The organism is Treponema sp. (assembly GCF_045641405.1).
Taxonomy (GTDB): Bacteria; Spirochaetota; Spirochaetia; order Treponematales; family Treponemataceae; genus Treponema_D.
Genome location: NZ_JAZUGX010000047.1, coordinates 55,555 through 68,828 on the forward strand (window position 1 = coordinate 55,555; position 13,274 = coordinate 68,828).

Sequence of the window (13,274 nt, forward strand, 5' to 3'; positions counted from 1 at the left end):
ATATAAATATTCTTTTCATGGACAGAAAAATTAGAAAAAGAAATTTTCGTTGTAAAGGATTTATTAAATTTTTTTGTTGAATTTTATATAAATCAAAGCATAAAAAAAAAGAAACCTAACAATTTTTGTTAGGTTTCTTAAATACAGTGGTTATGCTTCTCCTATGGCTTCAACCTCACAAAGTACATTCTTTGGAAGTGTTTTCACAGCCACACAAGAGCGTGCAGGTTTACTTGGAAAATATTTTTCATATATCTGGTTGAATTTGGCAAAGTCTCCCATATCTGATAAGAAACAGGTTGTCTTTACCACATTATCAGCAGAACTTCCCCCAGCCTCAAGGGCAGCACATACATTCTTGCAGACCTGCTCTGCCTGCTCTTCTATTCCGCCTTCAATAATTTCTCCTGTTGAAGGTACAATGGCAATCTGACCTGATGTAAAAACAAACCCATTTGATACATATCCTTGTGAATATGGTCCGATTGCCTGAGGTGCGTTTTTTGTTGATATTGCTTTCATTTTTTATCTCCCATTCTTTTACTCTTTACATCAGGGTGGTCCTCATAGAATTTTACCTGCTCCTGTGTAAGTTCCTGTCTTTTTTCTATCAATTCCTTGTTGATCCTTGCTATCTGTTTGTAAAGCTCCATGAAAGGAATAGGTTCCGTGTGCTCTGATTCAGTTTCTGTCTTCTTGAAATTTTTGCTGTCGTGACGCCATTTATCCTCATCTGCAGCTGTCCACCCTGAAATCTCTGGTTTTGCCAAAGTCTGAATCTTTACAACATCGACAACCTGGAACCATTTTTTGCAGGTGAATTCTTCAATTGCCTGCCTAAGCTTTTTATCGCTGACTGGAGATTTTACTGTAATGGATTCATTCCTCGTGACTTTGACTTCTGGATTGTCTTCCTTGAAGGCTTTGTAAATATCACTTGCAAAAAAACTGTCCTCAACAGCCTTGTCGTTGAATCTGTAAGTGTATACTGCACCCCATAATCCAGTTGTAAGGGATTCCCTCTTTCTAAGGTTTGTGACAGGGAAAATAAAAGCTTCTGTCACATGAAGATTATCTGGAAGAACCTTATTCATCGCCTCAATGAATATCTTTGGATCCAGGTCGTCGTAAAGAAGACACGATGCTGTTTCTTCATAGGAAGGAACACCAAGGGTCATGGCTGTAGCAAATTCCAGCCTAGGAAGAGGATTAAAGCCAGAGGTAAAGACGAACCTAAGTCCAGATCTAAGAATGGCCTTGTGGAAAATCTCAACCTGGGAAAGATATGCGGTGAATTCTCCTCCATCTTTGCGCTGAAAATTGAATATAACCCTGTACATGACCTGAATATTGCATTCAGGAACGGTTTCTGGTACCTGAATTGTCTTATTTTGTAGACATTTTGAGACTGATTCTATCTTTTCTGGAGTGTAGACCTCCACATTTTCCGCGGTGTTGCAGATTCCACATCTGTGGTCGCAGTTGCTTGTACATTTTGGAGTAAGGACGCTTTGCAGGCTCTTGTCCCATTCTTTTTTATAGAAGCTTGGCGAAGGACCAAGACTTACACCACTCCATGGAAGTTCCTCATCAAAGGACCATTCCTTATAGATATAATCAAGGACATCATAGTCCGCTTCTTCAAAGGCTTCCTGCCATTTTCCGAAGTTTTCCCTAAGATATTCGTCCCATGCATCAAATCGGGCACCTTTCCTGTAGGCGCTATAGATGACTTTTCCAGCCCTATGGTCTCCACGGCTTAAAAGTCCTTCAAGTATCGTTGCGTTGAAATTATGCCGTCCAATCTTGAATTTTCCTCTAGGTAGATTCTGGTAAATATAGTCGATCTTTTTCTGGGCTTCTTCTGGTGTGATCTGTTTCATTCTTTCATAAGCTGTATGTGGCTTTGGAATGAATACACCGACATTGACATTACATTGTATTTTTGTTCTTGCCTGCAGAGGAATAAGAAAATCAACTATGGCTCTCTCTTCCGTTCCTTCACTTCCAGGCTCCAGCTTGTTTTCTGAGAAATAGTCTCCCAAAGGAAGACCTATCATAAAGTAGAATTTTGCGCTGCTCCAGCCACGTTTCTTTGCTTCCCTGACAATTTCTTCAAGGTGCTGGGCATAGACTTCCTTATTGAGGCTCAGCTGCCACATTTCCTCTGGAGTTTCAACGGCAAATGTCAAACCACTTTTCCTGACTGTGGAAAGCTTTTCTAGTATGTCAAGAGACATGCTGTTTACTTTTAGTGAAGGAAGCTGGAAAGAAACATTGAATCCCTTATACCTTTCATTGAGCAAATCCAGGAGTCCACCAACATCAGGAAAGTCTGCACTGGAAAGGGAGTTAAGGCTTATTTCGCGATAACCTGCATCAAAGACAAGGTGATCGATTTCGTCGATAATAAGCTTTAAATTTTTTACACGGGTTGGTCTATAGTAAACGCCTGCATGACAGAAACGGCATCCGTTTGGGCATCCGCGCATGATCTCAATTACACCATGATCCTGAACAGGTCTGTTTGAAGGCAATGGAAACCAGGAAGGAATCGAAGGTACTAGACCAAAATTATTCTGAACTGCACGACGTGCGACTTTTCTGTCATTTCCTGTACATTTTTTCTTTGTCCAGATGAAGCTTTTTGTTTCCATGAATGCAAGAAGCTCGTTTCGGGAGGCTCCTTTTTCTTTCATGGAAGCAAGCTCCGAAACCATTTCAAAAAGAACAGGCTCAGCTTCACCTATGATAAAGGCGTCAAAAAAATCTGAAAAAGCAGCAGGATTCGTTACGCCACAGCCTCCTGCAATTACGATAGGATCACCTTCCTTTCTATCAGCTGCAAAGGCAGGAACCTTTCCATCTTCAAGCATTGCAATGACTTCTGTAATTCCAAGTTCATAGCCGATGGAAAAACCAATCATGTCCGTGCTGCAAAGAGGCATTCCTGTTTCCAGGGTATATAGAGGAACTTCCTTGCTTTTCATAAGCTCCTCAAAATCAGGTGCTGGTGCAAAGACTCGTTCACAACGAACGTTAGGAAGCGAATTGAGGCCGTTATAGATGATCTTGACGGCAAGGTTTGACATGGCGATTTCGTACATATCAGGGAATGCCACTGCAAAATTGAACAAACGGTCGTTGTCGGCATGGTTTTTTATTGTCACGCCGAATTCTCCACCAACATATCTTGAAGGAACCTGAACAGAATTGAGTAAAGGTCCAAATGTATTCAAAGGGTCTATAAGTTTCATTTGATACCTGATTAAATAGCAGAACTGAAATCCAAACGACGGCTATTGATGCTCATTATAAGACCGATAGCAATCATGTTTGTAAGCAATGCGGAACCTCCATAGGACATGAAAGGCAAAGGAATACCTGTGATTGGCATTATTCCCATGACCATTCCGACATTGACAATAAAGTGGTAGAAGAACATTCCCAGGATACCGCTTGCAATATAGCAGCTGTAGTTGTTGGTAGTCTGCTTGATGATATAAAGAATTCTTAAAAGTATGCAAAGGAAAGCCGCATACATTACGATACCGCCTACAAAACCCATTTCTTCAGAAAAAATACTGAAAATAAAGTCGGTCGACTGCTGTGGAAGGAATCGTCTATGGCTCTGGCTTCCCTGAAGAAATCCTCTACCTAAAAGTCCTCCAGCTCCAATGGCGGTCTGTGACTGAATGATGTTCCATCCACTTCCCTTAGGATCGCTGTAAGGATCGATGAATACGATAAGACGGGCTATCTGATAAGGCTTAAGGACTTTGCCTGCTGCAACGGAGCCGAGAATTGAAGTTGAGAGAATACCTGCAAAATATGTAATCCAGTAATAGTACTTCTTATGGAATAGAACAAGTCCTATCAAACCGATGATGGCAATTCCAAGCATGGCGACAAAAACAAGCATCTTGAGCTTGAAATTTGTAAGGATATGCATAACAGGAATGGACTTGTGGAGGATCTCGGATTCCCAGACAGGAAGAACAGTAAGGGTGATTGTGATCATACCCGTAAAGAATACAATGAGAAGATATCTCACTGGTACATTTGCCATGAAGCACATGAAAAGGAAAACAGGAAGGAAAACGCTGGCTGTTCCAAGGTCAGGCTGCAGAAGAATGATTCCCATTGGAACAAAAAGAATACCAAGACATTTCAAGAACCTCTTGGATGGATCTTCCTTCTGTGATCTCTCAAGATACTTTGCAAGGAAAAGGATAAAAGCGATCTTAGTAAGCTCCGAAGGCTGAATTCCAAAATCTCCGATGCCTATCCAGCTGCGGGCTCCGTTAACAAGCCTACCGAAGAGTCTTGTGTATATGAGAAGAACGATCATTCCAACGAAAAAATGTTGGGAATATTTATTTAGCCTTCTGTAGTCAAACATGGATACCACAAGCATAACAACAAGACCTAAGCTAAGCCAAATGATCTGCTTGATATATTCCCTTGAAACATTGATTCCGTCAGAGTTGAAACCAGAGGAATAGATAAAGGCAATTCCAATGGAAGTAAGAAATACAATGCAAAGAAGAAGAAGATAGTCGATTTTGCTGAAGATCTTGAATTTCATTCTCGTCTTCCTCCCTGTGTATTCTGTTGGTTAAGCAAGTGCCTGAATTTAAGGGCATCGACAGATTCCTCAAATGTAAGGTCGTTTACTATACCGTTGATGATTATATTTGTGGCATATGGAGCCCACCACTCCCATTTGTTGACGGCTTCAACAAGGGTGGCGACAACATATTGATCCTCAGGAGGTGCGTCATATGGAGCATAGGCTACCATCCATGAATGCCAGTGATCCTTACCGTAGCCGTTTACTTCGGCTGTACCAGTCTTACCTGCAATCTGAACGGTTTTATTTCCCATTGGATAAACCGCAGTACCGTCGGAGATTGTGTACCTCAAGGCTCTCTGAACTTCCTTCCATACTTCAGGTGCAACTGTAGATTCGTGGAGAACCTCAGGCTTCATTTCCATTACAACCTCATTGTTCTGTGAAGGATCGCGGACTTCCTTTAGAAGATGGGGTCTGTAGATCTTTCCACTGTTGCAGACCATAGCCATCATATTTGCGACATGGAGAGGTGTTACAAGTGTATACCCCTGACCGATGGAAATGTTCATGGTATCACCACCAAGCCATTTTTCGCGATATTTCCTCCACTTCCACTGAGCTGTAGGAACAGTTCCCTTTGCCTGGGCTGGAAGGTCAATTTCAAGGCTCTGTCCAAATCCAAATTCCTGTGCATATGAAGAGATGCGGTCAACACCAAGATAATCAGTACCGATCACCCAGAAATACACGTCGCAGCTTTGAGCTAGGGCATTTTTCATATCAAGCCAGCCGTGACCTGGTACCCCGATATGGCATCTGAAAACACGGTCACCATAGGTTATTCTTCCAGGACATTCTATTTTCTTTTCAGAAGGATAGACTTTTTCTGAAAGAATGGCGGTAGACATGATGGTCTTGAAGGTGGAAGCTGGTGGATATTCCGCATTGACTACTCTGTTGAGCATCGGTTTGTTCTTGTCGTTGGCAAGCAAGGAGTATTGAACCGAATAGTCATCAGAAGAGAAAACATTGGCATCAAAGTAAGGGTAAGAAACCATGGCGATGATTTCTCCTGATGCAGGTTTAAGTACAACTGTTGCGCCGATGCGTTCACCGAGTGCTTTTTCTGCAAGACGCTGGATTCGGCTGTCAATGGTCAGTATGAGATTTTTTCCACTTTTTGGCGGTGTGACGACAGGCTTGTCGCTGAGGATGCGTCCATGAACATCGACGGTTCGGCTGATGGTTCCTGGTTCACCTTTGAGAAGACTGTCATACTGTCGCTCAATTCCCGTTTTACCTACAACAGAATTGGCTTCATAACCTCTATTGAACATGATGTTCAATTCTTCGCTGGTAATATTTCCTACATAACCAAGAACATGGCAGATGGATCCAGTTTCAACATAGTTTCTGACAGGTTTATTTCTCCAGGATACACCTGGCAAATCAGTCAAATTCTCTGCAATATTTGAAATGACTTCAAAGGAAACATTTGTCTTGATTTCAATAGGAGAAAAACTCCCCCTCATCTTCCTTGGAATCTTGTTGTCTATAAGCTGCTTGGAAATTCCAAGATATTCTGCAAGCTTTGTAGCAACCGTATCAAAATGATCGTTTGGTATTTCACCAGGGCGCATATCGACGGCAAAGGAATCCGTATTGATGACCATAGGAAGCTGTGCATTACGGTCGTAGATTTCACCACGTTGAGGCGTAATTGTCGTTACTGTACTTGAAATTCGGACGGACTGTTTACGGTATGTATCACCATTGACAATCTGAAGGGAAAACAATCTAAGGGCATATAGAGAGAAACAGGATACAACAAGGAAAAAAAGAAATGCAACCTTATAGTTCTTTCTGACAGAGTTATCTGTATGTCTTACATCCTCAAAGGCTGTGTTTACATAGCGGCTTTCATTCATCAGTGTACATTCTCCGGTCTAAGAACAAGAGAATTCTTGAACACTCTGAGCAGCCTGAATACAAACGGTGCAAGAAAACTGTTTGCAAGAAGTTCAAAAAGGAAAGTGAATGAAATGATTCTGTAGGCGACTGTCACTGCAGGAAAAAGCAGGGAGATTATCTGAATCAAAAGAACCTTCATTCCTGTAGAGATCATTACGATGAGGAAAGGTACGGCAAACCCTTCCGTATTAAGAATCTTGCAGAATTTTCCCCCCACATATCCGATGATGGTTCTATAAAGACAGTTGAATCCGAGTGGACAGGCCCCAAGAAAATCAAGGAACAGTCCGCTGAAAAAACCAGAAGTCTCACCGTAGACCTTACCGTTGTGGATCGCAATGAAAACAACACATATAAGTGATAGGTCTGGGATTGCTGGTAAAAAAGTAATGTTGGAAAGAACTGCAGACTCAAAGACTGAGGTACACAGAAGAATGACAATACTTGTTAAAAACGATCTAACCATTTTATTCATTCTCCTTCTTTTTTGCTGACATATCATCTGACATAGGAGGTCTGTCATTCCCATGCTTATGGTCAACAACAAGAACATTTTCAAGTCTCATGAAATCGATGACTGGGTCAACTTCAATCTCAAGGGAAGAATCATAGTCAAGGACTGTGATCTTTGAAATGCGTCCGATTGGAATATCCTTCATGTAGTTGTCATTTTCACCGCTGGAAACAACAAGGTCTCCATGGTTAAAGTCATCAAGTACCCTTTTACGGATATAGTTCAGCATGATAGGACTGTCATAGGAACCAGATCCACTAGCAATACCAATATCCCGCGTATTCTGGATACGGGCAGAAATATTGCATTTTGTGTCATATATAGGCATGACAAGACTTGTGCTGATGCCGACAGTCACGACCTTGCCGACGACACCGACATTTCCATTCTGTATGGCGATTACAGGCATTCCCTTTCTGATTCCACTTCTGGAACCCTTTCCGATTGTTATTCCTGAGTAGAGATTGTCTGGATTTCGTCCGATTATCTGCGCTGCAATGTTCTTGTATTCAAGGTCAGTGGCAAACTGAAGCTGTTCCTTGAGGCGTTCGTTTTCCTTACGGATTTCAGTGTTGGACCTCTGCATGTATTCATAGTCTTTGAGCTTTTCTGTCAAGGCTTGATATTCTTTCTGCAGAACTACGACATCATGAATGGCGGTTATGAATTTCTTTCCGTAGCCAAATATGCTGGCAACACCTTCCTGCACGGAAGAAACAAGTGAAAATCCAACCTTGTTGAAATTCACGATGAAACTTCCGCTATGGAACGCCAGGGAATTTCCTCCAATGAGAATAAAGAAACCTAGCAGGATTTCTGCAGTCCTAATCTTGATGGACTTTTTGAGTCTGTTCATCAGTCGTTAAGGTTCTCGTAAATAGAACGGCTTGAAGACATTTCCTTGAAGAGTTCAAATGCCTCACCTGCACCCTTAGCAACGCTTTCAAGAGGTCTTTCAACAAGAAGGACTGGAACATTTGTCTTTTCCTTGATGAGATCCTTGAGTCCCTTGAGCATGGATCCACCACCTGCCATTACTATTCCGCGTTCAATGATGTCTGCTGCAAGTTCTGGTGGTGTAACCTGGAATACTCTCTTGATTTCATCAACGATCTTATTGACAGGTTCCTTGAGAGCCTCACGTACTTCCACAGAATCGACTTCAAGACGACGTGGAAGGCCAGTGATTGCATCGTTACCCTTGATTTCAACCTTACGGATCTTGTCTCCATCAACGTTCTTCTCTGCCATTGCATTACCGATTTCAATCTTGAGCTTTTCGGCAGTCTGCTGACCAATGACAAGATTATGTTCCTTACGGATGTATTTTATGATTGATTCATCAAAAGCGTTTCCACCAACACGGATTGAGCTGGTTACTACCATACCGCCAAGGGAAATGACGGAAACTTCTGTCGTACCACCACCGATGTCACAAACCATATGTCCTGCAGGTTCATAGATTGGGATTTCAGCACCGATTGCTGCGGCAAGGCTTTCCTCGATGAGCTTGACTTCCTTGGCACCTGCCTTGAGTGCTGCTGCCATTACGGCATCCTGCTGAACCTGTGTTATGCATGAAGGAATACCGATCTTCATACGGATGGACTTGAAAAGGTGATGTTTTGGAATTACTTTGCGAATGAAGTATTTAAGCATTTTTTCTGTAGAATCGCTGTCAGAAATAACACCATCTGCAAGAGGTCTGATGGCTTCAATGTCACCTGGAGTTCTCCAGAGCATGCTCTTAGCTTCCTTTCCGACAGCAACAACGCGACCAGTTCCCTTTTCTACGGCTACAACAGAAGGTTCATCAACGACGATACCCTGTCCTCGGACATAGATCAATGTGTTACAGGTACCAAGGTCGATACCGATATCAGTAGTAAAATTATCAAAAAATCCCATATTTATCCTCCAACGTAATTTTTTAATTCATACAGCCCCGACAAGATCAAGCCTGTCAAGACATCTTTTTAAGGGCTCCTGGATGGTTGAACTGAATCTTCAGACATTTTCTCCATTCGGCCCTTGCCTTGATGCTGTCACCCCTGATTTCATAGATTACACCAAGTCCATAATGTGCGTCAGCGGAGTTGTCATCCTTCTGCAGGATATAATTATATTCCGACTCTGCCTCATCATAGTTCTCTTCGTTGATGTATATCTGTCCTAAAAGGATGTGACTGCTGTTCAATAGTTCTTCATTGCTGCTGGTCTCAAGAACCCTTACAAGGTATTGCTTTGCCACAGAATGCTGTTCATTCTTGCAGTACTGCTTGGCAATGTCAAATAAAAGTGTATCCGATTCCCTGACAAGCAAAGCCTCCGTAAATGAAGCGATGCTTCTGTCGGTTTCTCCCAAGGATGCATAGCTTAATCCAAGCAAAAGAGGAATATCGTCAGATTTATAGCCTCTTTCCTGCGCATCCGTAAGATATTTTACCACAAGATCAGAATAGTAATGATAGTTTGAAATCTTATCCTTGTAAAAATATGATCTGCCAAGCATGTATTCAATTTGAGCAAGGGAATTCTCCTTGCAGTTCCTCATGGCAGTTCTAAGACTGAATATCGCCTCATCAAGGAGTGCACGCGCCTTTTGATTGTCAGTCTCATATTCAGCAAGCATAAAAGAGCTATAGCCGTGAAAAGCAAGGGCATTGTTGTGATATGGTTTTGTTTCTAGGATCTGAAGTGAAACGTTGTAGACATTCCTATATCCTTCCAGGTTATGTAAATCCCAGTTTGAATACATGGAAGACACGGAATCTGAATTTAAAATTTTGTCGCGGAAAACTTTGACAAGAAAAAAAGAGAGAAAAGAAATTACTATTAAGCCTGTTATTGAAGCAATAATACCAAGGATGACAACACGCCTCCTATGATAATAAAGCTCCAGTCCATATCTCCCTTTCATTTATCTTCCCACCCAAATTTATTGAAAAGGTTAAGGATATGGTAAGCCGGGTTCTGGAACATTACAAAGTAATGCGTGATCATCTATCCGCGATACCTGTCACCAGGTACCTCCAGCAACCTACCCGCAGTATAAGGTCGGAATCCAAACTGCTATCCGATTTTGCTCCAGATGAGGTTTACTTATGCCGTTCTGTTGCCAGCAACGCGGTAGGCTCTTACCCTGCCTTTTCACCCTTACCTGATTGCTCAGGCGGTAATTTTCTGTAGCACTGTCTGTCAGATCAGGGGCTATGCACAGCAAGCCGTACAGCTTCCCTTTTCTGCCCGGTTATTACCCGGCATCTTTTCCGATGGAGCCCGGACTTTACCTCACCGACTTCAAGTATCATCACCTGAATCGGCGCGATCACATATCCTTATATTTTATGCATTAATCTGGACACTGAAAATTAAAGATCATTGTCCATTGACGAAGTGTCTGGAGAATCTCCATCAACCAAATCGTCAATTTCATCACCATAGCCTTCACCGTCAATGAGGTCTTCGTCAGAATCATCAACAAGGTCATCGCTCTGGAGAGAATATACTGTCGATACGATGCTTTCATCATAGAAGAGGATGCGGCTGCAGTAAGGACAGAAACGAATCTGATCGTTGTGACGAACTTCATTTGCAAACTGTGCAGGAAGAACCATGTGGCATCCGTCACAGACATTGCCTGCAACAGCAACAATACCCTTATTATTGCGTCTGATGATACGCTGGAACTTCATGATGATCTCAGGATTGATACCTTCGCTCATCTCGTTTTCTTTCTTGATGAGGGACTCAAGTTTCTTATTGAGTTCAGCAACTTCCTTGTTAAGGTTCTCACGTCTCTCATTTACATCTGCCTCTGTAGAAGAAATGAATGATTCGTGTCCCTTGAGAGTGTCGTTAAGTTCTTCAAGAGCCTTTTCTTCCTTCTGGAGTTCCTTGCGCTTTTCATCTTCAATAGCCTGAGCTTCGTCTATCTGTTTCTGGAGAATCTCATATTCACGGTGTGTGGAAATGGCATCCATTCCCTTTTCGCCTTCTTCACGCTTTTTCTGTGCTTCGTCCAGCTCTTCCTTGAGTTTTGCTACCTGAGCCTTCTTTTCTTCATATTCAGTATTTTTCTGGATATATTCCTTCTTAAAGCGGTCAAGACTCTGTGTATCGCCATCCAAAGACTTAGGCAGTTCTTCCAACTGTGATTCAAGTTCATATTTGTTTGCGAGTACTTCCTGGAGACCCTTGAGTCTATCCAGCTGTTCTGTCATTGGCATTTCATCTGTCTTCTGCATAAAGCAACCTCTTGTAGTAATACAATTATGTGTAGAGCATAAAATAAGCGTCAGTAAAGTTTACAGAAAATCTTTTCTTATGTCTACACAGTATGGGAAATTTACGAATCAATATAGTCACGCAATCCAGTTGCACGACGCGGATGTCGGAGTCTTCTCAAAGCCTTGGCCTCAATCTGACGGATTCTTTCTCGGGTAACGTTGAAATAAAGACCAACTTCCTCAAGTGTAAGTGAATATCCATCATCAAGACCGAACCTCATCTTGAGGACTTCCTGCTCTCTCTGCGGCAAGGTGCTGAGAACCGAACGCAGCTGTTCCTGAAGCAAAGTATAGGCAGTCTGGTTTGCTGGATTCTCAACTTCCTTGTCCTCGATGAAGTCTCCCAATGAGCTGTCTTCCTCTTCACCGATAGGAGTCTCAAGGGAAATAGGCTCGCGGGCAACATTCTTGACCTGCTTGACGCGTGACAAAGGCCATGAAAGCTGTGCTGCGATTTCTTCGTCGGTAGGTTCTCGTCCAAGTTTCTGCATGAGCTGGCGGCTTTCACGGACAACCTTGTTGATCTGTTCGATCATATGGACAGGAACACGGATTGTGCGTGCCTGGTCTGAAATAGACCTTGTAATAGCCTGACGGATCCACCATGTGGCATAAGTTGAGAACTTATAGCCCTTGCGGTATTCGAACTTTTCAACAGCCTTGATGAGGCCGATGTTGCCTTCCTGGATAAGGTCAAAGAGCTGGAGTCCGCGGTTCGTATACTTCTTTGCAATGGAAACAACGAGTCGGAGGTTTGCATTGATGAGGCGGTTCTTTGCGCGTTCAAGCTGACGGCGTCCTCTTTCAATTTCCTGCTTCATTTCAATGATTTCATCTACGGAGTTTTCGAAATCATATTCCAGTTCACGCAGTTTTCTGTCGATTTTCTGGATTTCTGTATAGTCTGAACGGATTTCATCGGCTGTAAGGCCAAGTTCCTTTTCAAGCTTAACAGATTCTGCACGGATGGCAAGGCGGCGACCGATGCTTCTCAAGCCAACTGCATCTGTGATGCGAAGCTTTTTCATGCGGCGGTCCTGAATTGTATGATATTCGTCGATTTTCTTTGAGGCTACGATGAACTTGTTGCTGAAAGTCTCGATTTCCTCTGTCTGAAGTTCTGCGTCAACTACCTTTGCCTTGATTGCTTCACGGAGGGCAATAAGGTTTTCATCGTTGAAGATGTTCATAGAAGGATCTTCTGTATGAAGCTGTTTCTTAAGCTGGATGTATTCAACCATCTGCTCGCGGATAGGCTTTACATATTCGACATAGCAGCTTCTGAGACGACGACGTTCCGCCATGAGCTCATTGATTTCCTTTCTTGCCTTTCCAGGCTCGTGAGGATCGATCTTCTTGTAGATTGTATGGCAGATTGTATAGAATTCAGGAATGATCATTCCAGAATTGCTGATAACTTTCTTGATGATGTTCAGTCCTTCTTCCATCTGCTTTGAAAGTGTGACTTCCTGCTCAGCTGTAAGAAGATTTTCCTTACCGATTTCCCTTAAATATAGGCGGATAGGATCATCGATGCTTGAATCCTTGTCATTTGCGACGAGACGAGTCTTTCCAAGGTCTACTTCCTGTCCTTCTTCATCTGAAAGACTTTCATCAGATTCCTCGTCATCTTCGCCGCCATCGTCCTCATCTTCATCAAGAAGCTCATCTTCTTCCATGACCTGGATGTTGTGCTTTGTAAGAAGCTGAAGAACATCCTCCATCTTTGGTGAATTCACCACATCCGCAGTGAGGATTTCCGTAATTTCATCCCAGGAAATGATCTGTTTTGTGCTTGCGTAATCTATAAGTTTCTTGACAAGCGGATCCTGGGCAAGTTCATCGCCGTCCATGTCTCCGTCTTCTCCATCCTCATCAGAGAATTCAGAAGCTTCCTTGTCTTCATTTGAATCATTGTCAGAAT

At 42.6% G+C, this 13,274-nt stretch carries 10 protein-coding genes and 1 other RNA gene; all 11 read right to left on the reverse strand.

All coding sequences use genetic code 11. From position 1 onward, the window contains the following. Positions 1-150: 150 nt before the first annotated feature. Entirely contained in the window at positions 151-522 is a 372-nt protein-coding gene (locus ACKI39_RS07420; protein ID WP_407399165.1) for a Rid family detoxifying hydrolase, read from the reverse strand. Then, a complete protein-coding gene (locus tag ACKI39_RS07425; protein ID WP_407399167.1) occupies positions 519-3,257 on the reverse strand; it encodes a TIGR03960 family B12-binding radical SAM protein in 2,739 nt (912 codons plus the stop codon). The genes ACKI39_RS07420 and ACKI39_RS07425 overlap by 4 nt, the downstream gene beginning before the upstream one ends. An 11-nt stretch (positions 3,258-3,268) precedes the next feature. Beyond that, positions 3,269-4,588: a rod shape-determining protein RodA gene (gene rodA, locus ACKI39_RS07430; RefSeq protein WP_407399169.1), complete on the reverse strand. Its 1,320-nt coding sequence runs from the start codon at positions 4,586-4,588 to the stop codon at positions 3,269-3,271. Continuing rightward, positions 4,585-6,504 carry a penicillin-binding protein 2 gene (gene mrdA, locus ACKI39_RS07435; RefSeq protein WP_407399171.1) on the reverse strand — a complete coding sequence of 640 codons (1,920 nt, stop codon included), beginning with the start codon at positions 6,502-6,504 and terminating at the stop codon, positions 4,585-4,587. Before mrdA ends, rodA begins: the two co-directional genes overlap by 4 nt. Further along, on the reverse strand, positions 6,504-7,013 hold the full coding sequence (gene mreD / locus ACKI39_RS07440) for a rod shape-determining protein MreD (RefSeq protein WP_407399173.1): 510 nt from the start codon (positions 7,011-7,013) through the stop codon (positions 6,504-6,506). Before mreD ends, mrdA begins: the two co-directional genes overlap by 1 nt. A 1-nt stretch (position 7,014) precedes the next feature. Continuing rightward, positions 7,015-7,917: a rod shape-determining protein MreC gene (gene mreC / locus ACKI39_RS07445; protein WP_407399175.1), complete on the reverse strand. Its 903-nt coding sequence runs from the start codon at positions 7,915-7,917 to the stop codon at positions 7,015-7,017. Beyond that, a complete protein-coding gene (locus ACKI39_RS07450; RefSeq protein ID WP_407399177.1) occupies positions 7,917-8,969 on the reverse strand; it encodes a rod shape-determining protein in 1,053 nt (350 codons plus the stop codon). The genes mreC and ACKI39_RS07450 overlap by 1 nt, the downstream gene beginning before the upstream one ends. A 55-nt stretch (positions 8,970-9,024) precedes the next feature. Then, complete coding sequence (locus ACKI39_RS07455; protein WP_407399179.1) at positions 9,025-9,981, reverse strand: tetratricopeptide repeat protein; 957 nt, start codon at positions 9,979-9,981, stop codon at positions 9,025-9,027. Between the two features lie 26 nt (positions 9,982-10,007). Next, positions 10,008-10,403, reverse strand: an RNA gene (gene rnpB, locus ACKI39_RS07460) — RNase P RNA component class A. Positions 10,404-10,432: 29 nt separating this feature from the next. Further along, positions 10,433-11,308 (reverse strand): zinc ribbon domain-containing protein, encoded by an 876-nt coding sequence (locus ACKI39_RS07465; protein ID WP_407399181.1) that lies wholly within the window; start codon positions 11,306-11,308, stop codon positions 10,433-10,435. A gap of 101 nt (positions 11,309-11,409) precedes the next feature. Further along, on the reverse strand, positions 11,410-13,203 hold the full coding sequence (gene rpoD / locus ACKI39_RS07470; protein ID WP_407399245.1) for an RNA polymerase sigma factor RpoD: 1,794 nt from the start codon (positions 13,201-13,203) through the stop codon (positions 11,410-11,412). Positions 13,204-13,274: the final 71 nt, after the last annotated feature.